General features: G+C 72.5%; 24 protein-coding genes, 1 other RNA gene and 2 pseudogenes. 13 read left to right on the top strand and 14 right to left on the bottom strand.

The window, feature by feature from the left end:
• Positions 1–19: 19 nt before the first annotated feature.
• Positions 20–802: a peroxide stress protein YaaA gene (gene yaaA, locus OG917_RS09855; RefSeq protein ID WP_328317187.1), complete on the bottom strand. Its 783-nt coding sequence runs from the start codon at positions 800–802 to the stop codon at positions 20–22.
• A gap of 235 nt (positions 803–1,037) precedes the next feature.
• Here yaaA and OG917_RS09850 point away from each other — a divergent pair.
• Together OG917_RS09850 and rnpB are read left to right on the top strand one after the other, a co-directional pair.
• Positions 1,038–1,145: pseudogene (locus OG917_RS09850) on the top strand (Uma2 family endonuclease); the annotation flags it as partial.
• 81 nt (positions 1,146–1,226) lie between these two features.
• Positions 1,227–1,632: RNase P RNA component class A (gene rnpB / locus OG917_RS09845), an RNA gene on the top strand.
• A gap of 103 nt (positions 1,633–1,735) precedes the next feature.
• Here rnpB and OG917_RS09840 read toward each other — a convergent pair.
• The 7 genes from OG917_RS09840 to OG917_RS09810 all read right to left on the bottom strand — a co-directional run bounded on the left by OG917_RS09840 (position 1,736) and on the right by OG917_RS09810 (position 9,250).
• Positions 1,736–3,184 (bottom strand): MFS transporter, encoded by a 1,449-nt coding sequence (locus tag OG917_RS09840; protein ID WP_328317186.1) that lies wholly within the window; start codon positions 3,182–3,184, stop codon positions 1,736–1,738.
• Between the two features lie 268 nt (positions 3,185–3,452).
• Complete coding sequence (locus OG917_RS09835) at positions 3,453–4,949, bottom strand: sodium:solute symporter family protein (protein WP_328317185.1); 1,497 nt, start codon at positions 4,947–4,949, stop codon at positions 3,453–3,455.
• Positions 4,946–5,170 (bottom strand): DUF3311 domain-containing protein, encoded by a 225-nt coding sequence (locus OG917_RS09830; RefSeq protein ID WP_328317184.1) that lies wholly within the window; start codon positions 5,168–5,170, stop codon positions 4,946–4,948. The genes OG917_RS09835 and OG917_RS09830 overlap by 4 nt, the downstream gene beginning before the upstream one ends.
• Before the next feature lie 227 nt (positions 5,171–5,397).
• Positions 5,398–6,585, bottom strand: coding sequence for a M20/M25/M40 family metallo-hydrolase (locus OG917_RS09825; protein WP_328317183.1), 1,188 nt, complete (start codon positions 6,583–6,585; stop codon positions 5,398–5,400).
• Positions 6,586–6,620: 35 nt separating this feature from the next.
• Positions 6,621–7,655 (bottom strand): DMT family transporter, encoded by a 1,035-nt coding sequence (locus tag OG917_RS09820; protein WP_328317182.1) that lies wholly within the window; start codon positions 7,653–7,655, stop codon positions 6,621–6,623.
• A 111-nt stretch (positions 7,656–7,766) separates the two neighbouring features.
• The gene (locus tag OG917_RS09815; RefSeq protein ID WP_328317181.1) at positions 7,767–7,970 is read right to left on the bottom strand and encodes a hypothetical protein; all 204 of its coding nucleotides are present in this window, start codon (positions 7,968–7,970) and stop codon (positions 7,767–7,769) included.
• 284 nt (positions 7,971–8,254) lie between these two features.
• Positions 8,255–9,250 (bottom strand): helix-turn-helix transcriptional regulator, encoded by a 996-nt coding sequence (locus OG917_RS09810; RefSeq protein ID WP_328317180.1) that lies wholly within the window; start codon positions 9,248–9,250, stop codon positions 8,255–8,257.
• A gap of 235 nt (positions 9,251–9,485) precedes the next feature.
• Between OG917_RS09810 and OG917_RS09805 the strand changes: the two genes are divergently transcribed.
• Positions 9,486–9,758, top strand: a complete 273-nt coding sequence (locus OG917_RS09805) for a hypothetical protein (protein ID WP_328317179.1) — start codon at positions 9,486–9,488, stop codon at positions 9,756–9,758.
• A gap of 135 nt (positions 9,759–9,893) precedes the next feature.
• A complete protein-coding gene (locus OG917_RS09800) occupies positions 9,894–11,033 on the top strand; it encodes a D-alanyl-D-alanine carboxypeptidase family protein (RefSeq protein WP_328317178.1) in 1,140 nt (379 codons plus the stop codon).
• 54 nt (positions 11,034–11,087) lie between these two features.
• Here OG917_RS09800 and OG917_RS09795 read toward each other — a convergent pair whose 3' ends face one another.
• The 5 genes from OG917_RS09795 to OG917_RS09775 form a co-directional block, all read right to left on the bottom strand.
• Positions 11,088–11,975 (bottom strand): PhzF family phenazine biosynthesis protein, encoded by an 888-nt coding sequence (locus OG917_RS09795; protein ID WP_328317177.1) that lies wholly within the window; start codon positions 11,973–11,975, stop codon positions 11,088–11,090.
• 29 nt (positions 11,976–12,004) lie between these two features.
• A complete protein-coding gene (locus OG917_RS09790; protein ID WP_328317176.1) occupies positions 12,005–12,340 on the bottom strand; it encodes a MazG-like family protein in 336 nt (111 codons plus the stop codon).
• 47 nt (positions 12,341–12,387) lie between these two features.
• Entirely contained in the window at positions 12,388–12,846 is a 459-nt protein-coding gene (locus tag OG917_RS09785; RefSeq protein ID WP_328317175.1) for a lamin tail domain-containing protein, read from the bottom strand.
• Positions 12,847–12,987: 141 nt separating this feature from the next.
• A complete protein-coding gene (locus tag OG917_RS09780; RefSeq protein WP_328317174.1) occupies positions 12,988–13,740 on the bottom strand; it encodes an SDR family oxidoreductase in 753 nt (250 codons plus the stop codon).
• Between the two features lie 63 nt (positions 13,741–13,803).
• Positions 13,804–14,820 (bottom strand): Gfo/Idh/MocA family protein, encoded by a 1,017-nt coding sequence (locus tag OG917_RS09775; protein WP_328317173.1) that lies wholly within the window; start codon positions 14,818–14,820, stop codon positions 13,804–13,806.
• Between the two features lie 55 nt (positions 14,821–14,875).
• Between OG917_RS09775 and OG917_RS09770 the strand changes: the two genes are divergently transcribed.
• From OG917_RS09770 to OG917_RS09730, 9 genes and pseudogenes are all read left to right on the top strand, one after another.
• On the top strand, positions 14,876–16,150 hold the full coding sequence (locus tag OG917_RS09770; protein ID WP_328317172.1) for a multidrug effflux MFS transporter: 1,275 nt from the start codon (positions 14,876–14,878) through the stop codon (positions 16,148–16,150).
• A gap of 238 nt (positions 16,151–16,388) precedes the next feature.
• Positions 16,389–16,967, top strand: coding sequence for a hypothetical protein (locus OG917_RS09765; protein WP_328317171.1), 579 nt, complete (start codon positions 16,389–16,391; stop codon positions 16,965–16,967).
• Positions 16,964–18,190, top strand: a complete 1,227-nt coding sequence (locus OG917_RS09760; protein WP_328317170.1) for a beta-ketoacyl-[acyl-carrier-protein] synthase family protein — start codon at positions 16,964–16,966, stop codon at positions 18,188–18,190. The genes OG917_RS09765 and OG917_RS09760 overlap by 4 nt, the downstream gene beginning before the upstream one ends.
• Before the next feature lie 3 nt (positions 18,191–18,193).
• Positions 18,194–20,074: an acyl-CoA dehydrogenase family protein gene (locus tag OG917_RS09755; RefSeq protein WP_328317169.1), complete on the top strand. Its 1,881-nt coding sequence runs from the start codon at positions 18,194–18,196 to the stop codon at positions 20,072–20,074.
• Between the two features lie 264 nt (positions 20,075–20,338).
• Positions 20,339–20,620, top strand: coding sequence for an acyl carrier protein (locus OG917_RS09750; RefSeq protein WP_328317168.1), 282 nt, complete (start codon positions 20,339–20,341; stop codon positions 20,618–20,620).
• Complete coding sequence (locus tag OG917_RS09745; protein WP_328317167.1) at positions 20,617–21,843, top strand: beta-ketoacyl-[acyl-carrier-protein] synthase family protein; 1,227 nt, start codon at positions 20,617–20,619, stop codon at positions 21,841–21,843. Before OG917_RS09750 ends, OG917_RS09745 begins: the two co-directional genes overlap by 4 nt.
• Before the next feature lie 70 nt (positions 21,844–21,913).
• Positions 21,914–22,114 (top strand): annotated as a pseudogene (locus OG917_RS09740) (alpha/beta hydrolase); the annotation flags it as partial.
• 92 nt (positions 22,115–22,206) lie between these two features.
• The gene (locus tag OG917_RS09735; RefSeq protein ID WP_328317166.1) at positions 22,207–23,253 is read left to right on the top strand and encodes a small ribosomal subunit Rsm22 family protein; all 1,047 of its coding nucleotides are present in this window, start codon (positions 22,207–22,209) and stop codon (positions 23,251–23,253) included.
• A 303-nt stretch (positions 23,254–23,556) separates the two neighbouring features.
• Positions 23,557–25,368: a CASTOR/POLLUX-related putative ion channel gene (locus tag OG917_RS09730; RefSeq protein WP_328317165.1), complete on the top strand. Its 1,812-nt coding sequence runs from the start codon at positions 23,557–23,559 to the stop codon at positions 25,366–25,368.
• 158 nt (positions 25,369–25,526) lie between these two features.
• On the opposite strand, the gene ddaH is transcribed toward OG917_RS09730, so the two are convergent.
• Positions 25,527–26,423 (bottom strand): dimethylargininase, encoded by an 897-nt coding sequence (gene ddaH / locus OG917_RS09725; RefSeq protein ID WP_443059067.1) that lies wholly within the window; start codon positions 26,421–26,423, stop codon positions 25,527–25,529.
• Positions 26,424–26,543 lie beyond the last annotated feature (120 nt).

Genomic DNA, 26,543 nt, shown 5'->3' with positions numbered 1-26,543 from the left:
CAACGCGCGCGGAGCGCGGTCAGTGGATCTCGTCCACCAGCACATCCAGCTGCCAGGGCTTCCCCGGTTTCACCGGCGCCGGGGTCTCCACCACGTAGCCCAGCTCCCGCAAGGCTTCCACCAGCTCGCCAGGACCGGCCGGTGCGGCGCCCGCGAGGAGCAGGTCCCGCACGATCCGCCCCTTCGTCGCCTTGTTGAAGTGACTGACGACCTTCCGGGTCGGCGCGTGGAGCACGCGTACCGACGCCGTACGGTCGGCGACCTCCCCCTTCGGCTTCCACGCCGAGGCGTAGGCGGCGGACCGGAGGTCGAGCACCAGCCCGTCGCCCGCTGCCTCCGGCATGACCGCGGCCATCGGCTCGCGCCAGTAAGGCCCCAGCGCGCCGAGGCCGGGCAGCTTCACGCCCATCGAGCAGCGGTACGAGGGAATCCGGTCGCCGATCCGCACCGCGCCCCACAGCCCCGAGAAGACCAGCAGCGCGTCCCCGGCGCGCCGCAGCGCCGACGCGTCGAGCGAGGCGAGGTCCAGCGCGTCGTACAGCACTCCGGTGTAGATCTGTCCGGCGGGCCGGGCGCCCGCGGTCCGCAGACCGGCGTTCTTGGCGACCTCACCGCGCAGCCCCTCGCTCAGCCCGAGCACCTCGCGCGCCTTCTCCTCGTCGGCCGCGCACAGCTCGACGAGCTCGTCCAGCACGGCGGCCCGCGTCCCGGCCAGCCCGGGCAGTGAGAGGGACTCCGGCTTCAGCGGGGCGCCGGAGCCGCTCACGGCCTTCCCCTCGGACGGCGGCAAGAGCACGAGCACAGCAGGTCTCCTCACGTACGGACAGCAGCGTCCGTCCAGGGTAGAGGGGCTCCCGCACGCCCGGCCGCGCCGTCCCGCCCCCAACGCCCCGGCGCCCCGGCTCCTCCGACCCGGAGACACCGGACAGCGCCTCGGCCGTGCCGGCCTGTGCCACGATCGGGGAAGATCTCCCATCTCACGGACGGTGGACCAGTTGATGTCCCACTCTGGCGGGCGACCGGGGAAGGGGCGTGACATGACCGCCATGCCGCATGAACCGCTCACGCAGGCAGAGGTCCTGCTGGAGGGCTTCCTGGCGCTGGGGGCGCCGGAGGGCTTCCGCGCGGAGCTGATCGAGCTGGAGACCGCCGACTTCGTCTGGAGCGCCGGCCGCGCTCCCGGTCCGGCGGCCCCGGTCCGCCGGGTAGCATGGCCGTACGGCAGACGAGTCGGCCGGACGGCCGCGTGAGGGTCCTTGTGGATCTTCCCGAGGAACGTCCGGGCTCCGCAGAGCAAGGTGGTGGCTAACGGCCACCCGGGGTGACCCGCGGGACAGTGCCACAGAAAACAGACCGCCGGGGTCCGCAAGGCCCCCGGTAAGGGTGAAACGGTGGTGTAAGAGACCACCAGCGCCTGAGGTGACTCAGGCGGCTAGGTAAACCCCACCTGGAGCAAGGTCAGGAGAGGCCGTCGCAAGACGGCTTTGCGCGGACGTTCGAGGGCTGCTCGCCCGAGTCCGCGGGTAGACCGCAGGAGGCCGGCAGCAATGCCGGTCGTAGATGGATGGCCGTCTCCCCGGCGACCGCGAGGTCTCCGGGCGACAGAACCCGGCGTACAGGCCGGCTCGTCTGCCGTCAAAACCTCTGACCTGCAAAGACTCAAGAGTTCCCTCGACCCGGCCAGGGGCTGGGGGAATCTTGGGCGATCCTTTTCCGGGAGCCCCTCCCGCACACCTCACGTGCGCCTGAGCCGGCTTGCGCCGATGTCCGCCACCGCACTGACCAGCGCGGCGATCACGAACGCGACCGACACGATCAGCCCGTGGTCGTAGGCGGTCGGCCAGCCCTCCGTCACCTGGGCGAAGAAGACCGAGCCCACCGCGGCGATGCCGATCGCCGAACCCACCCGCTGTCCGGTCTGGAGCGTGCCTCCCGCGCTGCCCCCCATCGCCACCGGGACCTCCGACAGCGTCAGCGTCTGGTTGGGGGCGATGACCAGGCCGCTGCCCAGCCCCGCCAGCAACAGTGGCGCTGCCATCGCCCACCCCGCGCCGTGGCCCGGCACCATGTGCACCGCCAGGGCCGTGCCGCCCAGCCCGACCGCCACCATGGCCAGCCCGACGGCGATGAGGGGCCGGCCGAAGCGGCTCACCAGCCGGCCCCCCAGGGCGGCCGTGGCTCCGGAGCCGAGGGCGAAAGGGGTGATGGCCAGCCCCGCGAGCAGTGCGCTGTAGTGCAGCCCGCTCTGCAGATAGAGCGTGCTGATGAAGAAGATGGAGGTGAACCCGGCGAAGTACAGCAGGATCAGCAGACATCCCAGCCAGTACGAGCGCACCCGGAAGAGCGCCATGTTCAGTACCGGCTCGATGCCGTGCGAGGAACAGCGGGACTCCCACCGGGTGAAACCGCCGAGCAGCAGCACCGCGACCGGGAGGAGCAGCCACTTCAGCGGGCCGTGCCACTGCTGGGACTGGACGAAGGGCAGCAGCAGCGCCAGCACACCGGCGCCGAGCAGGAACACACCGAGGGGGTCCAGGTCGCGCAGGCGCACCCGGCCCGCCGCCGGGGTGTCGGGCAGGAGCCGCCTGGCCAGCGGGAGGCAGACGGCGCCCAGCGGAAGGTTGACGTAGAAGACCCACCGCCACCCCTCCTCCGGGCCGGCCGCCTGGATCAGGAGGCCGCCCAGCAGGGGCCCCACGGCGGTCGAGATCCCCACCACGGTCCCGAACATCCCGAAGGCCCTGCCGCGCTCGCGGCCGGAGAACATCTGCTGGATCAGCGCGGAGATCTGAGGCGAGATCAGTCCGCCCGCCACGCCCTGCACGAGCCTCGCGATCACCAGCCAGGTACTGGACTGGGCGGCCCCGCAGGCCGCCGACGCGAGGGTGAAGAGGGCGAGGCCCACCATGAACACCGCGCGGCGGCCTCTCGCGTCACCCAGCCGCCCTGAGGGGATGAGGAACAGACCGAAGGCGAGTGCGTACCCGGACAGCACCCACTGCAGGTCGGACTCGGGGGTGTGCAGGCCCTCGCGGATCGAGGGCAGCGCGACGTTGACGATGGACACGTCCAGGAGCGTCATGAAGCCGGCGATCAGGCACACGCCGAGCGCCTTCCAGCGCCGCGGGTCGGGGCCGTCCGCGCTGCCGGATGTGCCGCCCCGGCCGGGGTCGGAATCGCTCACGGAGTGCGAGGACACAGGGTTCGGCCTTTCGTCGGGGGGTCTCCCGGCCCCTCCCGGGCGCACGCCGGGAGCCGTCGCGCCCCGGCCGGGAAACCGGTGGCGGGACCGGCGCGGAGGCCGAGCCGGCCGAGCCACGATCTTGGTGCCTGTACTGTCCCGCGGCACGTATGCCAGGCCCACCGGCGTGGCTCGCGGCCGTCCGCCCCGGGCTGGGGGCGGACGGCCGGGACGGGCCCCGGGCGGGCGGCGCGCACCGGCGCGGTGAGCGTCAGTGAGCCGCGGACAGCCCGTCCTTCGCCGCCGGTGTCTCCGCTGCGCCCCCGCCCGCCGTGCTGCGCGTGACCGCCGATACGGCGAACATCACGAGGGTGTTGACCAGCAGGGCGATGACGCCGACGTTGAGGTCCTTGACCGCCTGCGGCAGCCCCGGCAGCAGACTGCCGACCGTGGCACCGGAGACGGTCACCGCGCCGACGATCAGGACACCCACCACGATGCCCGCGGCCGCACCCTCTTTGCTGACCGGCCTGCGCGGCCCCAGGCTGACCAGGAGCGCGGGGAAGAGCTGGGTCACCAGGGAGTAGCCCATGAGCATCAGGTTCACGATGCTGCTGCCGCCGTTGAGGGTGAAGAACAGGGCGATCAGCGCCAGTACGGGCACGAGCAGCTTGGCCAGCCTGCCCACCGACTGGTCGGTCGTCGCCGGGCGGGCGAGCTTGTAGACGTTCTTGGCGAGGCAGGTCGCCGAGGTCAGCAGGAGCAGCGACCCGGGGACCAGCGCGGTGAGCACACCTGCTCCGCCGATGACACCCACGAACCACGGGTCGAAGGACTTCACGCTGATCCGCAGCAGCGACAGGTCCGCGTCGGCCCCCTTGAGACCGGGCACGGCGATCAGCGCGGCGAATCCGGCCAGGAAGACGAAGAGCAGGACGAGTTGGTAGAGCGGCATGAAGATGGCGTTGCGCCGGAACACCCGCTCGTTCCGCGCGCTGTAGGACGCGCTGAACGAGTGCGGCCACATGTAGAAGCCCAGCGTGGAGAGCAGGACCGTCGAGACGAACCAGGCCGGGCTGAGGCCGCTGTGCTGGAGGGTCAGGAACCCGGGCTTCGTGGCATCGATGGTGTGGAACATGTGGCCGACGCCGCCGGAGTAGTGCAGCGGCAGGTAGATACCGAGGAACAGGACCACCGAGAGGATCAGTACGTCCTTGAGGACCGCGGTCCAGGCCGAACCGTGGATGCCCGAGACGGTCACGTACACGGTCAGGGCGACCGTCCCGATGATCACGGCCAGGGTCTTGGGGATATGGCCGTAGGAGGCCTCCGAGACGATGATCCCCATGCCGGTGAGCTGGAGTACCAGGTACGGGATCATCGCCACGACGCCGACCAGGGCGACCAGCGCGCCGAGCAGCGGGCTGTCGAACTTCTTGGCGAAGAAGTCGGACTGGGAGACCAGGCGGTGCTCCTTGGCGTAACGCCAGATCGACGGCAGCAGCCAGTACGACATCACGTAGGCCAGTGCGCCGTAACAGAGGATGTACAGGGCGGGGCCGCCCTTCCCGTACGCCCAGCCCGAGGCGCCGAGGAAGGTGAAGGTGGTGTAGATCTCTCCGGCGAGCAGCAGGAAGACGAAGGTCGTCCCGAAGCTGCGACCGCCGACCGACCACTCTTCGAGGTCCATCTCCTTGCCGCGCCGGGCCTGCAGGCCCAGGCAGATCGCGACCAGGAGGAAGCCGAGGATGACGACGAGTGCGGTCATGCCTGGTGCTCCTCGCGGTTGCGGGGGTCGAGCTTGTAGATCACAGCCATGGTCACGGAGATCAGGGCCACCCACAGGACGATCCAGAACAGGATGAAGGGCATTCCGAGGACGTAGGGCGTCACGCGGTCGGCGAACCAGATGCCGCCGAGGATCCCGATGAACGGGAGAGTCCCGATGAGGGGGAGCAGGGCGCCGGTGACCGGACGGGGCTTGGGCACAGGAGGCATGGGGTAGTCCCGGGGTAGCGGTGAACGCTTTCATTCCACTATGCGGAATAAACTTTCCGGGGGTGAGCGTAGTCGCCGGTGCGGGAGCCCTGTCAAGGCTCCGGTGGCGACCGGGTGGAATTCAACAATCCGTTGAACTCCCGCTGGTGGGACGGGGTTTGGCGGCGGGCGGGGCCCGGTGCCGGCCCCGCCCGTACGCGCCTCGTCCGGTGAAGCGGTCAAGCGGCGAGGACCACGTCGTTCTCCGCGGTGTGCAGCAGCAGCGCGCTCACCCGTACCACCGCGTCCAGCAGGGCCTGAGTGCCGAGGACCAGCTGGTTGTCGGGGGTGTGCTCCCGGTTCGAGTGGGAGAAGCCTCCGGTGGAGGGCACGAAGAGCATCGCGGTCGGCAGCCGGGTGCTGATGACGCTCGCGTCGTGACCTGCGTAGGACAGCAGCGGCTCGGACGCCTTCGTGCGGCTCCGGCACACCTCGTCCACGGTGTCCACCAGCCGCTTGTCGAACTGCGCGGCCGGCTTCGCCGAGGTGCGGTCGAGCGTCGCGGTGCAGGACTCCTCCACGGCGACCTGCGCCAGGCGGTCCCGCAGCTCCGCCTCGATGAGATCGAGAGTGCTGTCCTCGCCTGCCCGGATCTCGATCTCGGTGCGCGCCGTGCCGGGCACGACGTTCGCCGCGCCCGGTCCGAACGCGATGACCCCCGCGTTGCCGATGGAGAACGGGTCCGCCTCGGTGCAGATGTCCCGCAGGGCAGCCGCCATACGGGAGGCGACGCGCCCCGCGTCGGACCGCAGATGGAACGGCGTGGTCCCCGCGTGGTTCTCCTGGCCGCGGGCGGTGAGGGTGTAGCGGCGCACGCCGACGATGCCGGTCACCGGGGACAGTTCGAGTCCGGACGCCTCCATGCGCGGGCCCTGTTCGACGTGGAGCTCCAGATATCCGACGAGCTCGTCCGCGTGCGGGTCCCTGGTCAGCGCGGTCGAGCCGACCAGCCCGCCGTTGGACGCCGGGGTCACCCCCTCCTCGTCGAACCAGGCGACGGTCTCCACGTGGTCGGCCATGGGATGTCCCGTCTCGTGCAGGGTGCGCAGCACCTCCATGGCCGCGATCACCCCGTACGCGCCGTCCAGATGGCCGCCACCGGGCACGGTGTCGGCGTGGGAGCCGATGAGCAGCCAGGGGCCCCCGGTGGCCTTCCTGCGGGCGAAGACATTGCCGGTGTCGTCGTAGTACGAGTGAAGGCCCGAGACCCTCATGGTCTTGTCGATCCAGTCACGGCCGGCCCAGTCGGCCTTGTTGCCGGCGATGCGGTGCACCGAGCCGTCCGGGCCCGCGCCGATCTGTGAGAGGTGGGTGAGGTCGGTGAGCAGGCGCTGGGCGTTGATACCGGGTACGGGTGCGTTGTCCATGGTGCGTGGTGTCCTCGTGAGTCAGGGGGAGCGGGTCAGTTCTTCTTGCCGGCGCCGAGTGCGATGCCGGTGATGATCAGCGCCATGCAGACGACCTGCATCGCGCTGGTCGCCTCGCCCAGCGCGAGGTAGGAGACGACGGCGACGAAGACGGGCTGGAGGTAGTAGATGATCCCGGCCCGTGCGGCACCGATCAGGTCAATGGCCTTGTTCCAGGTGAAGTACGCGACGGCCGAAGAGGCGACGCCGATGTAGAGCAGGGCGCCGACCGTGCCGCCCGACGGGGTGAAGCCGCCCTGTACGACCAGGCTCACCACATAGGCGGGGACGAGCATGACCGTACCCAGCAGGAACGTCGTGAACAGGAACGAGATGCCGGAGATCCCCTCCGGCCTGCGGCGCAGCAGCGCCGTGTAGCCCGCGAAGGTGGCGGTGGCGGCCAGCATCCACAGGTCACCGACGGCGAAGTCCATGTGCAGCAGGACGGACAGCGACCCCTTCGACACCAGTGCGACGACACCGAAGAGCGCCACCACCATGCCGACGGCGCGCCGCCCCGTGACCCTCTCGCCACCACGGCCGATCATCCCGAACAGCACGATGAGCACCGGTGAAGCAGCCGCGATCAGCGCCAGGTTGGTGGCGCTGGTGGAGCGCCCGGCCTGGTAGATCAAGGTGTTGAACAAGGTGACGCCGAGCAGGGCCGCGGCGCTGAGATACCGCAAGTGGGCCCGGATCAGGCGGCGTTGCTGCCAGACCGCTCGCGCGGCGAAGGGCAGCACGGCCAGCATCGCGATGATCCAGCGCCAGAACGCGGTCTGTACGGGGGCGACGTCCTCGTGCAGGGCGCGGGCGATGACGAAGTTGCCCGACCAGATCAGCGTCGCGAGGGTCGCGAGGACCGGGCCGATCCACATCACCGCGCGGGCCGGGCGCCCCCCTGCCCCTCCGGCCGGACGCTCCGCGGCGGCGGGGGGCCTCTCCGTGTGCGGCGCGGTGTCCGTCGCGGTGCCGTTGCGCGGCGCGGGCTCGTCGGGGGGCACGGCCTGCTCGGCCGGTACGGGTTCCACGGGCGTTTCCAACTGCTGGGTCACAACATCTCTCTCTGCGTGTTCTCGGTATTCGGCAGGTACGCGCCCGGCGTTGCGTGTGCCGCAGGGGTGCGGACGGGGCGCCAGCGGTCAGTCCCAGCCGATGCTGCTCTTGTTCTCCTGCGCCGTGGTGCTGTCCCAGCCGATGCCCGTGCTGTCGGCGGCGGCCACCGTGCGGATGACCTGGGCGGGCCCGGCCGGAGTTGCCTGGGCTGCTGCCGCACCCCCGGCGAGCCCGGTGAAGGCGAGGGCGGCGACGGCGGAAGCGGTGGCGATGCGACGAGCAGCAGACATGGCGGTACCCCGGAATCGAGAGCGGTGGGTGTTCGGGAAGTTCTCCCAGGGGGGCGCCGGTCGCGTCGTTTCCGGTCCGGCGCGCCGCCCTGGTGAGGAACAGATTTCCCGATCCGCCCCGGCGGGGGTAGGGGTTCCGGGTGGCAGCAACTGCGCCAGGCACGCTCATGCCGTCATTGCCGCAGGTCACCGCCGAACGGCGACGACGGGTGGCAGGACCCGGACAGTCGGGGCGGGGCCCGGAGCCAGAGCCTCCGGCAGCGGATTCCCCGCCTGCGGCGCCCCTACTGCTCCTCGTCGAGCCAGCCCCGCTGCGCCGCCCGCACCCCCGCCTCGAAGCGCGAACGCGCGTCCAGGCGGCTCATGAGGTCGGCCATCATCCGCCGTACGGTCCGCAGTCCGATGCCCAGCCGGCGGGCGGCGATCTCATCCGTCAGCCCCTGGGCGAGCAGCCGCATGAGATGGGACTCCTGCCCGGTCAGCCCCTCCCCGTTCAGCTCGCGGTCGCGGTCCGTGCCGAAGGGGGCCGCCCGCTCCCACGCCGCGTCGAACAGGGACACCAGCGCCACGATCACCCCCGGCCCGCCCAACTGGACGGCTCCGGCTCTGGTGTTGTCGGGGTCGACCGGCAGCAGCGCGGTCCGGTCGTCGAAGAGCACCATGCGGACCGGCAGGACCGGAGCGGTGCGGACCTGGCCGCCGAGCTGGGTGAGCCACTGGGCGTACGCACGCGTCGCCGGATCGTTGCGCACGCTGTCCTGGTACACCGTGAGGAGCTCGACGCCACGCTCCAGGGCGGACAGATCCAGCGGTCTGCTCGCCTTCAGGCTGGCGGCCGACTGGGCGCCACCCGGCATGAACGAGATGACCCGCGAGGTGCAGGCATGGGCGAGCTGCTCCAGCCGGTCCTGGATGGCGTCGATGCCGACCAGTTGCTCGATGTCGTGGCGGACCGCCCCCCGGTCGGCGTACTCCTCCAGCAGCCGCATGGCGGCCGCCTGCGTCTCGGCGAACTGCTGCTGCGTCCGCAGCACTTCCCGTTCCTGCTCGGCGAGCAGCAGCGGAAGACCCACCGCGGGGCTGATCGGGCGGAGGGAACCTTCGGTCAGGAGTGAGGAGCGCAGCAGATTCAGCTCGGCGAGCCGGTCGAGGGCGGCCCGGACCTCGGTCTCGGTCACCACCAGATGTGCGGCGATCTCGGCGACGCCCCAGTCGGACTGATCGAGCATGAGCCGGTACACGGCTTCGGCACGCTCGTCGATGCCCAGTGCGGACAACAAGACAAATCCCCCTCGTACTGCACACATTGGGATGTCCTGTCCGCCCCCGGAACGGATCGATCTTCGCAGGTCTATACCTCACCGGGCAACCTCCTGCCGCGAGCACTTCCTGCCAGCCCACGCCTCTACCGGCCCGCCGCGCACGGTCGCAGGATCGGCGGAGCACGCCGGTACTCCCCTTCGTCGCCCTGCCGGTCCCCGCTCCCGCCTGCTCCCTCCCGATAGAGGTCGGTCGATGCACATCGTCACGGTCACACTCACGCCCTGTGGCACCCCTCCGCCGAGCACTGTGCTCGCCCCGTGCGACGTGGATCTCTTCTGGGTGTCCGCCCTCCCCGGCGACGGCCTGGAACACCTCCACCTCCACCCCGGAACGGCCCGCGCGCATCTCACGTTCTTCATCCGGGCCCCCGACGCGACCGTGGCCACCACCGCCGCACGGGACATCACCCGCCGGGCCACGGAGACCTCCCCGGCGCTCCGCGGCTGGCAGCCCGTGCGCTTGTGAGAGGCCCCTCGCGCCGTACGGGAACGCCGCAGGCCGCGGGGGTGTGAGCGAAGACGTCCGAACACCGGGATGCCGTTCGGGTGATCCGGCACCCCCGGCGCACCCCCGCACAGCTCCGGTTCGTACGATCCCTCAGTGACCAGCGACGCTTCGCCCTCCCGGCGCGCAGTGCTCGGCCTCGCCGCCGCAGTGCCCGCCGCTCTTCTCGCCACGGCCGCCCCGGCCTCGGCCGCCACCGCAGTGGGGGGTGAGCGGCTCGGTCTCGACGGGATACAGGTGCGGCGTCTCGCCGGCGCGCCGCCGCTTCCGCGGGCCGCCGCCGGGTCGTGGCTCGTCGCGGACTGCGAGAGCGGGGAGATCCTGGCCTCCTACCGTGCGCACCACCGGCTGCCGCCCGCGTCCACGCTGAAGATGCTCTTCGCGGACACCGTGCTCCCCAAGTTCGACAAGGCGCTGAAGCACCGGGTCACCGCGGCCGATCTGGTGGGCATACCCGAGGGCAGCAGCCTGGTGGGTGTCGAGGCCGGTACCTCGTACACCGTCGACCAGCTCTGGCACGGGGTCTTCCTGCGCTCCGGCAACGACGCCGTCCATGTGCTCAGCGCCATGAACGGCGGGGTGCCCGCCACCGTGCGGGAGATGGCGGCGAAGGCCGTCGATCTCCAGGCGCTCGACACCCATGTGGTCAGCCCGGACGGGTACGACCACCCCGGGCAGGTCTCATCGGCGTACGACCTGTCGCTGTTCGCCCGGCACGGGCTGCGCAACACCGACTTCCGGGCCTACTGCGCGACCAGGACCGCCGAGTTCCCGGCCCGGGGCGGCAAGAAGTTCCAGATCCAGAACACCGACCGGCTGCTCGGCGAGTACCGGGGCATGATCGGCGTCAAGAACGGCTACACCACGCACGCCGGCAACACCTTCACCGGCGCCGCCACCCGGGACGGCCGCACCCTGCTGGTCACCGTCATGCATCCGGTGAACGGGTACGACCAGGTGTACAAGGACACGTCGGCGCTGCTCGACTGGGGATTCCGTGCGGCGGGCCGGGTCACCCCGGTCGGCACGCTCGTCGCCCCGGTCAGCGAGGGCGGCCGTCCCCGGGCCGCGGCCACCCCCGCGCCCGGTCCGGACGCGGCCCGGTCCGGCTCCGGCGGGGCCGGCGGCTCCTCGTCCTGGCCACTGTTCGGTGCGGGCGGCGGACTGGCCGCACTGCTCGCCGTCGGCACGGTCGCCGTGCGCAACCGCCGGCCGCGCCGGACCCGCAAGCACTGACCAGGCGCTTCCTCCCGTCCCGGGACGGGAGGAAGCGCGGGCAGGCCGCCCCTGTCAGCCGTTCTCCGGGATGCGGACGCCGGCGCCGCTCACCCGGACCCGTGTGTCGTCCGTCCGGAGCGTCACCGTGAGCTCACCGGGCCGGCCCATGTCCGCGCCCTGGTGGAGGGTGAGGACCGCGTCGGGTGCCACGAGCCCGAGCTCACGGGCGTACGCGCCGAACGCGGCGGCGGCAGCCCCGGTCGCCGGGTCCTCGACCACCCCGCCCACCGGGAACGGGTCACGGACGTGGAAGACGGTCTCCGACTCCCGCCACACCAGCTGGACGGTGGTCAGGTCCAGGGCGCGCATCAACGCGGTGAGCCGGTCGAAGTCGTACGCCAGGTCGGCAAGCCGGGACCGGGTCGCGGCGGTCAGCACCAGATGGCGCGCGCCCGCGAAGGCGATCCGGGGCGCAGCCGCCGGGTCGAGATCGGACGCCCGCCAGCCGAGCGCGGCCAGTACTTCGGTGACATCGGCCGCTGCCGCATCGAGGACGGCCGGCTCGACGCTCGTCAGGGTCGCACGCAGGGCGCCGCCCTCCTCGGTCACCGTGACCGGCACGGTGCCCGCACGGGTGGCGAGGAGGAGATCGCCGGGGCCGTGCCGTTCGGCGAACGCGATGGCGGTGGCGATCGTCGCGTGCCCGCAGAAGGGGACCTCGGCCTGCGGGCTGAAGTACCGGACGGTGAACGCGCGCCCCGGCTCCCCGCCGAGCCCTTCCGGCGGCGCCGTCAGGAACGCGGTCTCGCTGTAACCGAGCTCCGCCGCGATCGCGAGCTGTGCCGCGTCGTCGAGACCGGTGGCGTCCAGGACGACCCCGGCGGGATTGCCCCCGGCCGGGTCGGTGGAGAACGCGGTGTAGCGGAGTATCCCGGGATGCGGGAGATCGCGTGAGGTCATGTCCGTCGCCAACTCCCGGGGACCCGCGATCATTCCCCGCCGGGCCCTGGCCGGGTCAGGGAGCGTTCCGCGACCCGTTCCAGATGGCCGGCGAAGACCCCGGCGGCATCCGGGGTCAGCGTGCGCAGGGCCACCATCGCCGTCACGATCACATCGCAGAGCTCCGCCTCCACGTCCTGCCAGCTGTGCGATGTGCCCTTGCGGGGGTTCTGGCCGGTGGCGCCGATGACCGCCTGGGCGACCTCACCGACCTCCTCGGAGAGCTTGAGGATCCGCAGCAGCGTCTCCTCCTGAGGGGGCCGGGAGGCGGAGCCCGCGAGCCAGGCGTGGAGTCGGCCGACGATGGTCCAGGCGTGTTCGTCCATGCCCGGAACCCTGCCACGCCCCTGCCGCCGGCGGTGGGCTCGGCGGGTCAGCTGGTGACGTACCCCTTGCCCGGGCGCGACCACGAGACGCTGTCCTTCTTCTTGCCCTTGGAGTCGGTCAGCGTCGCGGTGTCGCGGTCGTTGTTCCACACATACGCGCCGCGCCCCTGGTACTTGGACGCCGTCGTGTTCGTGCCCTTGCCCGTGTAGACGGTGACCGACTGGTTCCGCTTGAGGGTGACGCTGCCGAAGGTGTAGGTGTGCCGGCTCGCGTCGGTCACCTTCCACCCCTTGATGCTCACGGTCGACTTGCTCCGGTTCTGGAGCCGGACCCACTCGCCGTTGAGGCTCTTGTTGCTGCGGGTGTCCGTGCCCGGCGAGTCGTACTGGACCTTGCTGATCTGCACGGGCGAGGCCGCCGCCGAGGCGCTCGGGGCGGTGGCGAGCAGCGCCCCCGTGACGGCGGTGGCGAGCAGTGCGGCGGAGGCCGTGGAACGTATGCGCAAGGTGCGCTCCTGGTGTGGAAAGTGTGAAGAACTCTTGAAGTAGTGGAGTGTAGAGGGCGGGCGTGACCCTCCGTGGCCCTTTCGGCCAACTCCCTTGCCCACACAGCTGTTCGCACCTCGCCCCGGCCCCCGCCGCCCGGCTCAGCCCCGTCCCACGTACGGCATCGCCGTCGCCATCACCGTCGCGAACTGCACATTCGCCCCCAGCGGCAGCCCGGCCATGTGCAGCACCGTGCGCGCCACGTCCGCCACGTCCATCACCGGCTCGGCCAGCAGCTCGCCGCCGGCCTGCTTGATGCCGCTGCGCATCCGCTCGGTCATCTCGGTTGCCGCGTTGCCGATGTCGATCTGTCCGCAGGCGATGCGGTACGGACGGCCGTCCAGGGAGAGGGACTTGGTGAGGCCCGTCAGGGCGTGCTTCGTCGCGGTGTACGCGATCGAGTCCGGGCGCGGCGCGTGCGCCGACACGGAACCGTTGTTGATGATCCGGCCGCCCTGCGGATCCTGCTCCTTCATCAGCCGGAAGGCAGCCTGCGCACAGAGGAACGAGCCCGTCAGGTTGGTGTCGACGACCTGGCGCCACGCCTCGTACGGCAGGTCCTCCACCGGCACCCCGCCGGGACCCGAGATGCCCGCGTTGTTGAAGAGCAGGTCCAGCCGCCCCCAGCGCTCCCGTACCGCGCCGAAGAGCGCGCCCACCTCGTCCGGGGACGTGACGTCCGCCGGTACGGCGAAGGTCTCGCCCCCGGTGAGCGCGGCCGTCGCGGCCAGTTTCTCCGTACGCCGCCCGGCCAGCGCCACCGACCAGCCCGCGTCGGCCAGGGTGAGGGCGACGCTGCGGCCGATGCCGGAGCCCGCGCCGGTGACCACTGCTGTCCTTCGAGATGTGTCCATGGGGGCGCAGATTACGACAGGGCCGGCGCCCGGGAGGGCTCCGGCCCTGGTCCCGGCCCTGTGTCAGCCCCGGTGCGCGGCCGGCGCCGTGTCCGCCGGGTACCGCACACCGGTCCGCTCCCGTACCGCGTCGAGCGTGCGCATCACGGCCAGCGTGCCGTCCAGCGGCACGAGCGGGGACTCGGTCTCGCCCGCGCGCAGGGCGCGCATCACCTCGGCGGCCTCGTCCTGCATCCCGCGCAGCCCGCTCCCGTACCGCGCGGCGGTGAACTCCTCGGGCTCCCGGCCGTCCCGGTGCAGGACGAACCGCTCCGGGTGGAAGAAGCCGCGCGGGATCTCGATGCGCCCCGCGGTGCCCGTCACCGCCGCGGTCCGCGGGGTGTCCGCGGTGACCGAGCAGCTCAGCAGCGCGGTCGCTCCGCCCGCCCAGCCCAGCAGCATCGAGGTGTCCAGGTCGACGCCCTCCGGCGACAGCCGCGCGTCGGCCCGCACCCGGTCGGGTTCGCCCAGCAGCAGCTGTGCGAACGACACCGGGTAGACGCCGAGGTCGAGCAGGGCGCCGCCGCCCTGCGCCGGATCACGCAGCCTGTGGCCGGGCCCGAAGGGGCCCGCAAGGCCGAAGTCCGCCTGGACCGTGCGTACTTCGCCGACCGCCCCGTCCTGTACGAGCTCCGCCAGCCGCCGGACGAGCGGGTTGCAGTACATCCACATCGCCTCCATCAGGAAGCTGCCGCGGGCGCGGGCGAGGGCGGCCAGCTCGGTGGCCTCACGCGCGTTCAGCGTGAAGGCCTTCTCGCACAGCACCGCGCGTCCGGCCTCCAGACAGAGACCGGCGGCGGCCCGGTGCGCGGAGTGCGGGGTGGCCACGTACACGACGTCGACGTCCGCGTCGGCCGCCAGCTCCTCCCAGCTGCCCCAGGCGCGCGGAATGCCGAAGCGCCCGGCGAATCCCTTCGCGGACGCAAGAGTGCGCGACGCCACAGCGACCACCTCGGCGCCCGGGAGTCCTTGCAGGTCAGCGGTGAAGGCGGCGGCTATGCCGCCCGTGGCGAGCACGCCCCAGCGCACGGTCTTTTCCATTCCGGCTCCCGTAATTCGTCCATACCACACCCTCTGAGCTGAGAGCATAGAGGCCATGCCGAAGACCTCTGCCCCGGAGCACATACGCACCGGGCTCCCCGCCCCTGCCGTCGCCCGCACCACCGGAATCCTGGTCACCCTCGTCCTCGGCGGGCTCACCGCGCTGCCCGCGCTGTCGATGGACATGTACCTCCCGGCGCTGCCCGAGGTCACGGACGCGCTGCACTCGCCCGCCGCGACCGTCCAGCTGACCCTCACGGCCTGCCTGATCGGCATGGCGCTCGGCCAGCTCGTGGTGGGGCCGATGAGCGACAAGTGGGGAAGGCGCAGGCCGCTGCTCGCCGGCATGGTCGTGTACGTCGCCGCCACGGCGGTCTGCGCCTTCGCGCCCAGCGTCGAACTCCTCATCACCTTCCGGCTGTTGCAGGGTCTTGCGGGCGCCGCGGGCATCGTCATCGCGCGTGCGGTGGTGCGCGATCTCTACGACGGCATGGAGATGGCGCGGTTCTTCTCCACGCTGATGCTGATCTCCGGTGTCGCCCCCATCGTCGCCCCCCTCATCGGCGGCCAGATCCTCCAGATCACCGACTGGCGCGGGGTCTTCGTCCTGCTCACCGTGGTCGGCACCCTGCTGACGCTGGTGGTGTGGAAGTGGCTGCACGAGACGCTGCCGCCCGAGCGGCGGCACACCGGCGGCATCGGTCAGGCGCTGCGGACGATGCGCTCACTCCTCGCCGACCGGGTCTTCACCGGCTACCTGATCGCGGGCGGACTGGCCTTCGGGGCGCTCTTCGCGTACATCTCCGCTTCGCCCTTCGTGGTGCAGGACATCTACGGCGCCTCGCCTCAGACGTTCAGCCTGCTCTTCGGGATCAACTCGGTCGGTCTGGTCGCGGTCGGCCAGATCAACGGCAAGCTGCTGGTCGGGCGGGTCAGCCTGGACAAGGCGCTCGGGTTCGGGCTGAGCGTGATCACGCTCGCCGCCACGGCGCTGCTGCTGATGACGTCCGGGGTCTTCGGCCATGTCGGCCTCTTCCCGGTCGCCGCCGGGCTGTTCGTGCTGATGTCGGCGATGGGTATGGCCATGCCGAACACCAACGCCCAGGCGCTGATGCGCACCCCGCACGCCGCCGGCTCGGCATCGGCGCTGCTCGGTTCCTCCACCTTTCTGCTCGGCGCGGTGGCGTCCCCGCTGGTCGGCATCGCGGGCGAGGCCACGGCAGCCCCGATGGCCGTGGTCCAGCTCGTCTGCGGGGTGGGGGCGATGACCTGCTTCCTGGTGCTGTGCCGGCCGTGGCAGCGCAGGGCGCCCGCGGCGGCGGCGCGGTAGACGGCCGGGCGGCGCGGAGCCCTGCCGCTCCGGCACCAAGCCGGTCCTGACCGCAGCGCCGCAGGTCATGACCGTGGGGACACACTCTTCGAACGGATGAACAAGGGCCACCCGTTCGGCCCCGTGCTGCGAAACCCTTCCCCCCCGGACGCCGTTCTGCTGCCGCAGACAGCGGACGAAAGAGGGGGGCGGGGTGGCTCTGGTCGAGTCGGTTGCCGGGCGGGTACCACCGCAGCGCGTGACCCATGACGCATTACCCGCGCACGGGGGCGCGGACGATCGCGGGGCGCGGGCCAGGACGGGGGCCGCGCCCCGCCACCGGAGCGGTCCCGGCGGCGCCTGCGGGGATCCGGTGTACGAAGCGGCCCGGCCGCTCCTGGACCGCGCGGGCCGTCCACGGGCCGACGCGCCCGTCCTGGCCACGGCCGCACCCGGCCACCCATGCCCCGGCGCGGCCCCCGTACGGATGCGCGGCCGAGCCGTCTCCCGGCAGGCCGTCGAGCTGCCCGGCATCGACCCGGACCGGTGCGTGACCCCGCTGGGCCGCGTCGGCGACACCGGCGCCGCCCCGATGACGCACGCACGCGCCGATGCCGATGCCGGTGCCGACGCCAGTGGCGCGCTGCGCCCCGGTGGCCAGGCGCTGCCGAACGCCTTCGGCGGCGGTCAGGCCCGGGGGCGTGCCGCGCTGCGCCGGACCGGGCCGCCCGCCGCCACCGCCCCCGCTGTCGGCGCCGCCGCTTCCGCCGCCACGGCCGCTTCCCGTACCACCGCCGCGCGGTCCGCCGCGGCCGCACTCTCCGAGGAGCTCTCATGAGGACACCCGAGATCGCCGTCACCGGACTGGGGATGATCACCCCGGCCGGTGCCGGGGCCGCCGAGACCTGGGAAGGGGTGTGCGCCGGCCGCCCCACCGCCCGCAGACTGCCCGAACTGCACGGCCTGGCAGTCGACTTCGGCTGCGCGGTGGACGGTGTCGACCTCGACGCCGAGGTGGGCGGACGGAAGACCTGGCGGATGCACCGGTTCGTCAAACTGGCGCTGATCGCCGCCCGGCAGGCCGTCGCCGACGCCGGGCTCGACCCGGGAAGCTGGGACGGCGGCCGGGTGGGGGTCGTGATCGGCGTCGGCGTCGGGGGAGTCTCCGTCCTCACCGACAACGCCCGCCGGCTGGACGCCGCCGGCCCGGGCGCGGTCTCCCCGCTGCTGGTGCCGATGATGATCCCCAACGCGGCCGCGGGCGAGGTGGCCATCGCCCTGTCCGCGCACGGGCCGAGTCTGGCACCCGTCACCGCCTGTGCCTCCGGCGCGACAGCCATCGCCGCCGCCCGCGATCTGCTGGTCTCCGGGCAGTGCGACGTGGTGGTCGCGGGGGGAGCGGAGTCGGTGCTCCAGCCACTCGTGATGTCCGGCTTCACGCAGATGGGCGCGGTGTCGAGGCGCTCCGGCGACCCGGCGGGGGCATCCCGTCCGTTCGCCGCGGACCGGGACGGTTTCGTCATCGCCGAAGGCGCCGGTGTGCTGGTCCTGGAGCGAGCCGCCGACGCGGCGGCGCGCGGCCGGCGGGTACGGGCCCTGCTCGCCGGGGTGGGAGCCACCACGGACGCCCACCACCCCACCGCCCCCGACCCGGGCGGCCGGTACGCGCGGGCCGCCGTCGAGGCGGCGCTGCGGGACGCCGGCTGGAGCCGGTACGACGTGGGGCACGTCAACGCGCACGGCACCTCGACACCGCTCAACGATGCGATGGAGGCCGCCATGATCTCCCGGGTCTTCCCGCACTGGCCGCCGGTGACCTCGGCCAAGGGCGTCCTGGGACACTCGCTCGCGGCGGCGGGCGCGATCGAGGCGGCGCTGACCGTGCTCACTCTGGAGGACGGCGTGATCCCGCCCATCGCCAATCTGGACGCCCCCGCGGTCGAGTTCGACCTGAACTGCGTGACCAAGCAGGCGCGCCACGAATCCGTGGAGCGGGCCGTCAGCCACTCCTTCGGGTTCGGCGGGCACAACGTGGTGCTGGCCTTCCAGCGTGGAGCGTGAGGCATGACGGCGGAAACCCTGACCGCGACCCCCGGGGCGGCCCGCGAGGGCGCCGCGTCCGAAGGCACCGGCGTGCGCGCTGAGCTCGTCCGGGTGCTCTTCGGGGACGACCACCGGGCCGTGCACGGCCCCTGGCGCGCGCTCCTCACCACCGAGTCCTTCCGGCGCAGGTCCGGCCTGACGCCGGACGAGGAGCTGCGGCTGGGGTACGGGCGGCTGCGCATCCTCAACTCCACGCTGGACAGCGCCTTCCGGCTGGCGGCCGACCCGGTGGCGCTGGCCAGCATGCACGAGTGGCTCAGCCCGGTCGACACCACGCTGACCACGGTCGCCGGCATCCACTACAACCTGTTCCTCGGCACCCTGCTGGACCACGACGCCGACGTGCGCAGGGACCTCTCCCCGTTCGCGGACCTGACCCGTGTCGGGACCTTCCTCTGCACCGAGCTCGACCACGGCAACGACGCGACGGCGCTGGAGACGACCGCGGAGTACGACCGTGCCCGGGACGGATTCCTGCTGCGCACCCCGCACGCGGGCGCCCAGAAGTTCATGCCCAACACCAGTACGGCGGGCGGCCCCAAGAGCGCGGTGGTGGCGGCGAGGCTGCTGGTCGACGGCCGGGACCTCGGGGCGTTCCTGTTCCTCACCGCGCTGACCGGAGCGGACGCTCCGCTGCCCGGTGTGCGGGTCAGGCCGCTGCCCCGGCGCATGGGCAGCGCGGTCGACCACTGTCTGACCTCCTTCGACGGTGTCTTCGTGCCGCGCGCGGCCCTGCTCTCCGGGGCGCAGGGCCGGCTCGACGCGGCGGGCGCCTTCAGCAGCGAGGTCGTCAACCGGCGCAGCCGCTTCCTGCTGTCGATCGGCCGGGTCACCGCGGGGAAACTGAGCATGAGCGCCTGTGCGGTGGGATCCGTACGGGCGGCCCTGGCCGTCGCGGTCCGGTACGGCTCGCACCGGCTCATCGGCGGCGTACGGATGGCCGAGCGGGTGCCCGTCATGGCGCACCGCACTCACTACGCCCCCCTCGCGGGCGCGCTGGCAACGGCGTACGCGATGACCCTGCTGCACCGCACCGTCCTGCGCACCTGGGCGGAGCACGACGGGACGGACCGGGCGGAGGCCGAGCGGCTGGTCGCCCTCGCCAAGGCCTGGCTCACCTGGGAGGGGCGCGCCGTCCTCACCGAGTGCCGTGAACGGTGCGGCGCCCAGGGGCTGTTGGAGAACAACGGGCTGGCCGCGCTGGTGACCGGGATCGAGGGCGCGATCACCGCGGAGGGCGACAACCTCGCCATCCACGCCAAGGCCGCGGCCGGGATGGTGGCGGCCTGGTGGCCGCCGCGCCCGCCCGCGCGGCCGGCCGGCCGCGAACTGACCGACCCCGCGTTCCTCAGGGAGCTGCTCGCCGCCGTCGAGTGCGTCGAACTCGACCGGGCCCGGGCCGCGATGGGCGAGGCCCCGCCGGGGGACGCGCTCGGCCGGTGGAACGCGGGGGCGTCGGCCGCGCTGCGCGCAGCCACCGCCCATATCCAGCTGCGGGCCGCCGAGGCGGTGGCCCGGGCCGCGGACGCCCTGCCGCCGGACTCCGCCGCCGGAGAGCTGCTGCACACGCTGGGCCGGCTGTTCGCCCTGGAGCGGATCGCGCCGCACATCGGTGACTTGCTGAACGAGGGCTTCGCCGAGGGGCGTCATGTCGGCGCGCTCCCGGCCGAGGTGGACCGGCTGGCCGCCCGGGTCGCGGGGGAGGCGCAGCTGCTGGCCGGCGCTTTCGACCTGCCGGACGAGTGGCTGGCCGACGTGCCCCTCGCCGGTGCCGGGTACGCCGCGGCGTACGACGACCCCGGGGGGCCCTGGCACCGTACGGCCGGGGAGGTGCGGCGGTGAACCGGCTCCTGCTCCGCACGGTACTGATCGCGTACTGGGGCACGGTCCATGTGCTGTCCGGCCTCCGCTGCCAGGGACCGGGGGCCGGAACGGTGTGCGGAGCGGCGTCCGGAACGGGTTCAGGAGGGACGGCCGGTACGGCGTCAGAGGGGTGAAAAAACCTTCCGTCACTGCGTAACCGGGGGATCGCTCAGCCGTTGGACCGACGTCTCACGCGATGCGATTCATCCATTTTCAGCCCGCTTTGTATGAATGGGGAATATCATGTCCGAACTGCACCCGATCCTTGTCGACGTCCTGACCCACACCTTCAAGGTCCCCGCCGCCGACCTCCGTCCCGAGGTGACCATGGACGACTTGGAGATGGACTCCCTCGCCGTCGCGGAGCTCGGCGTCATCGTCCAGGAGACCCTCGATGTCGAAGCCGATGCGGACTTCGCCTACCGGGGGGCGACGCTGGGCCGGATCAGCGAGTTCCTGACCGCGTCCACCGCGTCCACCGCGTCCACCGCGTCCACCGCGTCCGCCGGGGCCGGTCCCCGATGACCCTGCCTCCCGTCGCCGTCACCGGCCTGGGCATGATCACCCCGGCGGGCAACGACACGGAGTCCACCTGGCGAGGCGTGTGCACGGGCCGCTCCATGGCCCGCACGATTCCCGAACTGGACGACTGCGACATCGACTTCGCCTGCCAGGTCACCGGAATCGACCTGGCGGACGCCGTCGGCGGCCGGGCCGTCTACCGCATGGGGCGCTACGTCAGGCTCGCGGTACTCGCCGCCGAGCAGGCCGTCGCCGACGCCGGACTCTCCGCGGCCGGCTGGGACGGAGCCCGGGTCGCCGTCGTCATCGGGACCAGCAGCGCGGGCTCCTCCGGCCTGTACGAGCAGTCCGTCGCCCTGGAGAGGCGGGGCCCCAAGGCGATCTCCCCCCTGGGCGCCCTGCTCACCGTCCCCAACATGGCCGCCGCCGAGGTCGCCATCCGGCTGCGGACCACCGGGCCGAGCATGGCGCCCTGCACGGCCTGCTCCTCCGGCGCCACCGCGCTCTCGGTCGCCCGCGATCTGCTGGTCACCGACCAGTGCGACATCGCCGTGGCGGGTGCCACCGAAGCGATCATCGACCGGCTGGCGCTGACCGGATTCGCGCGGTCGGGGGCCGGTGCGCTGCGCGCCGGGGAGGAACCCCCGGCCATCAGCCGTCCGTTCGCCGCCGACCGGCGGGGGCTCGTGATGGGCGAGGGCGCCGCCGTCATGGTCCTGGAGCGCGAGGCCGACGCGCTGGCCCGGAACGTCGCCCCGCGCGCCCTGCTGGCCGGTACCGGTGCCACCACCGACGCGTACCACCCGACCAGCCCCCGGCCCGACGGCACCGTCGCCGAGGCCGCGGTGAACACCGCGCTGCGCGACGCCGGATGGCGTGCGGCGGACGTCGACCACGTCAACGCCCACGGCACCTCCACCGTGCTCAACGACGCCACCGAGGCCGGGCTGATCGCCCATGCCTACCCGCACCGGCCCCCGGTGACCGCACCCAAGGGTGTGCTCGGTCACTGCATGGGCGCGGCGGGTGCCATCGAGGCGGGGCTGACCGTCCTGACCCTCCAGCACGGACTCGTACCGCCGGTCGCCAACCTGACCGCACCGGCACCCGGGTTCGACATCGACTGCGTGACCAAGCAGCCCCGCCGGGTGCGGGTGGAGCGCGCGGTCAGCCACTCCTTCGGATTCGGCGGGCACAACGCGGTGCTCGCCTTCCAGCGGGCCTGACGGATCCGGCACCCCGGAATCCGCAGCCTGTCCCCGGTGCCGGCCCGCGACAGCGCGGGCCGGCACCGTGCGTTCCGCCGCGAACGAGGTCCCGGTCGTGGCTGCCCTCCACCACGACGACATGTACGTGGACCGGGAGCACTCCCCCGCCACCGCGCGCTGCGTCCGCGGACTGCGCACCTGGGTCACCGGCGCCTGCGCGCACGACGGGGTACGCGCGGACGCCGCCGATACGGACCGGCTGCTCGCCATGGCCGACGGCGCGATCTGAACCGGCCCGGCCGGAAGGGACTCCGCCGCCAGGCCCCGGGCGGGGCGGAGGCTCCGGCCCGGACGTCCCCGGGCAGGACCTAGACTCCTCCGGTGAACGACTCCCTCCCCACCGCCGAAGCCCTGCGCGCCGCCCTCGCCGGGCTTCTCGACGGACTGCCGCCCAAACAGGCCACCGCGGCCGTCGAGCGGCTGATCGCCAACTACCGCGGGATCACCCCCACCGGCACCCCGCTCCTGCGCGACCGCTCGGACGTCGCCGCGTACGCCGCTTACCGGATGCCCGCCACGTTCGAGGCCGTGCGGTCGGCGCTCGACGCCTTCCGTACCGCGGTGCCGGGATGGGTGCCCGCCCGGCACACCGACATCGGCGGGGGCACCGGCGCGGCGAGCTGGGCGGTGGCGGGAGCCTGGGACGAACCGGACGGACGCGCGGGGACGGCAGGACCGGACGGGGCGGACGGGGCCGGGATCCGGCGGACCACCGTGCTGGACTGGGCGGAGCCCGCGCTGGTACTCGGCCGTGAACTCGCCGCGCACTCGGGCTCGTCCGCGCTGCGCGCCGCCGACTGGCAGCGCTCTCGTATCGGACCGGGGCTCACTCTGGAGAGCACTGATCTGGTGACGGTCTCCTATGTCCTGGGGGAGCTGACCGAAGCCGGCCGTACCGCCGTGGTGGACGCTGCCGCGCAGGCCGCGCAGGCGGTCGTGGTGGTCGAACCCGGCACCCCGGACGGCTACCTCCGGATCATGGCGGCCCGGGACCGGCTGACCGCGGCCGGACTGCGGACCGCCGCGCCCTGCCCGCACAGCGACGCCTGCCCCATCGAGCGCGGCACCGACTGGTGCCACTTCTCGGCCCGGGTCAGCAGGTCCTCACTGCACCGGCAGGTCAAGGGCGGCTCACTGCCGTACGAGGACGAGAAGTTCAGCTATGTCGCCGCGTTCCGGGGAGAGGTGGCGCCGGCCCCGGCCCGGGTCGTACGCAAACCGCAGATCCGCAAGGGCCTCGTCCAGCTGGAGCTCTGCACGGACGCCCGTGAGCTCGCCGGGGAGAACGTCTCCAAGCGCCACGGCGACCTCTACCGTGCGGCCCGGAACACGGCGTGGGGCGACGCCTGGCCGCCGCCCCACGCCTGAGCGCTGTCCGGCGGATCCTGGTTCCGCCCGGTCCGTCGCCGGGCTTCGGCGGTGCCGCCGGGGCGTGCGTCTCCTCCCGGCGCCCGCGGGGTTCTCCGGTGCGCTCCTGCCGCGTGCCGGTGAGCACGCGCGGCCGGAACCCGGCACGTCACATGATCCGCCGGGCAGGCCTTAGCACGCCGGCGGGTGCACTCCGGCCGCATCGCGCGGTTCGCATCCTTTCGAGTCACGGTGGTGGCGGCGCCCGGCCGCGGGGGTAGGACCGATCCGTCGCTCCGGGCGGGGCGGACGGGGGGTGTGCGGATGCGCGGACGTACAGGAGGACGGATCCGTACCCGTCTGCGGTACTGGTTCGACAACTTCCTGGCCCGCAGCACCCTCACCCTGGTGGCCTGCCTCACCCTCGCCTGTCTGGCCCTCGTCATTCCGGCGAGCGTGGCCCAGGTGCTGGTCGGCAGGCCCGTGCCCGCCACGTTCGCGGGGCAGGCGGCGGCGGTGTGGACCACGGTCGGCGCCACGCTGCGGATCGGGGGAGCGGTCGGGGCGCCGTCCTTCGTCGTGCTGTCCGTACTGCTCGCCCTGGTGAGCCTGCTCTTCGTCTCCACGCTCGTCAGCGTGATCACCACCGGCATGAACGACAAGATCCTTGAGCTGCGGCTCGGGCGTTCGACGATCGTGGAGCAGCGGCACACCGTGGTCCTCGGCTGGTCCGACCAGGTGTTCCCGGTGATCTCCGAGCTGGTGACGGCCAACGCCCACCGGCGCAGAGCCACCGTGGCCCTGCTGGCCCCGCGGGACAAGGTACAGATGGAGGAGGAGATCACCACGAAGGTGGGTGCCACCGGGACCACGCGTGTGGTCTGCCGCAGCGGATCGCCCACCGACCCCGCCGTCCTGGCCCGGGTCAGCCCGCACACGGCCGCCGCTGTCATCGTCCTGTCGCCCGGCGACCACGAGGGCGACCGGACGGTGGTGAGGACGCTGCTGGCGCTCGGCACCGTCGTCGGCGACGCCGCGACCACCGTCGTCGCCGCCGTGCGCGACCCCTGCCATCACACGGCCGCGGTGCTCGCGGCGGGTCCGGGCGGCCGGGTCCTGGACATCGACGCCATCACCGCCCGGCTCCTCGCCCAGTGTTCGCGGCAGCCCGGACTGTCTCTCGTGCACCAGGAGTTGCTGGACTTCGCGGGCAGCGAGTTCCATACCGTCCAGGAGCCCGCGCTCACCGGCCGGACCTACGGCGATGCGCTGCTGTCGTACGCGCGCTCCTGCGTGGTCGGTCTGCTGCGCCCCGACGGACGGACCGCGCTCAACCCGCCCGCTACCACGGTGATCACCGCGGGGGACCGCATCGTCCTGATCACGGAGGACGACACCACCGCTGTCGTGTCGGGCGAACCGTTCCCGTTCGACGAGAACGCGATCGCCGTGCCCGTACCGCGCGAGACCGGGCCGGCGCGGATGCTGCTCATGGGGTGGAACCGCAGGGCCCCGCTGATCATCGATCAGCTCGCCCGGTACGTGGGGCCGGACTCGCGCCTCGACCTCGTGACCGGCGGACCGTGGGCCTCGCACGACCTGGACGTCCTGGCCTACGACAGTGTGATCGTGCTGGGCTCGGAGGCGACGGGGGACGTCAGTACCGCGGACTCCGACTACCACGTCCTGGAGACCTTGCTGCATCTGCGGGCCGCCGAGCAGGCCGCGGGGCGGTCACTGCACGTGGCCGCCGAACTGTCCGACGACCGCAACCGGTTGATCGCCCCCATGAGCCCGGGCGCCGATTTCGTCGTCAGCGGCCGGCTCATCAGCCTCCTGATGACACAGATCAGCGAGAACCCCCGTATCGCGGCGCTGTTCGAGGAGTTGTTCACCGCCGGCGGCAACAGGATCCACCTCGGCCCGGCCGCCGACTACGTCGCGCTGGGCCACGAGGTCGCCTTCGCCGACGTCGTGGCCTCCGGACGCCGCCATGACCGATCCGTCATCGGCTACCGGCTCCACGCGGGATCGGGTACCGGCCCCGGGTTCGGGGTCCGGGTCAACCCCGACAAGGACGAACGCGTGCTCTTCGGCGACGCCGACACCGTCATCGCGATCATGCGGGACCTCTAGGTCCTGCCAGGCCCTCCCCAGGTCCTGCCGGGTCCTGGGGAGGGCCGCAGAGCCGCGTCCGGCCGACGGCGTCGCGGACACCCCAGGACCTGCCAGGACCCGCGGTCAAGGAGAGAGCTGCCCCCAGGACCGACGGGCCAGCGACCTGGCTCCAGGACCTACGGACGCAGCTCCTGGGTACAGCACTTGACGCTGCCGCCGCCCTTGAGCAGCTCACTCAGGTCCATGCCGAGCGGTTCGAAGCCGCGGGCCCTGAGCGGTGCGAACAGGCCGACGGCGGCCTGGGGCAGCAGCACATGGCGGCCGTCGCTCACCGCGTTCAGCCCCAGCGCCGCGGCGTCCTCCGGAGCCGCGATCAGCGCGTCGGGGAAGAGCGCGGCCAGGACGGACCGGCTGCCGGGGGAGAACGCGTCCGGGTAGTACATGATCTCGCCCGCCACGTCGTCCAGGACGCACAGAGCCGTATCGAGGTGGTAGTAGCGCGGGTCGACCAGATCGAGGCCGATCACCGGGCGGCCGAAGAACTCCTGGGCCTCGGCGTGCGAGAGCGGGCTGGAGCGGAAGCCCCGCCCGGCCAGGATGTACGAGTCGGTGACGGCGAAGTCGCCCTCCCCCTCGTTGACGTGGACGGGCCGGTGGATCCCGGTGAAGCCGTGCGCCCGGAACCACTCCAGATGCGCGTCGGCCTCCCCGGAGCGCTCCGGGTGGGCGAAGCGGGCGCCGAGCACGCGCCCGTCGACGACCGTCGCCCCGTTGGCCGCGAAGACCATGTCGGGCAGGCCGGGCCCGGGGTCCAGGATCTCGACCGTATGGCCGAGGGCACGGTAGCGGTCGCGCAGGTCCTCCCACTGGGCGAGGGTCAGCGGCAGGTCGACCGGTTTCGAAGGGTCCATCCACGGGTTGATGGAGTACGTCACCCTGAAGTGTGCCGGTGGGCACATCAGATAGCGCCGGGGTCTGGCGTCACGAGGCAATGAGGGCTCCTCACGGCGGACATGGGCTGCGGGTGTGCAGCCGGCTGCTGCCCATGGTCCGCCTTGCGGGCCCGGGGCGATGTGCACCGATCGGGTGGTTCACGCACCGTGTCCGGCCCCGGTCCGCCGGGCACGCGCGCCGGCGGTGCGGAAGCGGCACATCACGCGGATACCGAGACGATACGTACCGGATCCGCCGAT

The organism is Streptomyces sp. NBC_00388 (genome assembly GCF_036061255.1).
Lineage (GTDB): Bacteria > Actinomycetota > Actinomycetes > Streptomycetales > Streptomycetaceae > Streptomyces.
This window is presented reverse-complemented; position numbering and strand designations above follow the sequence as displayed.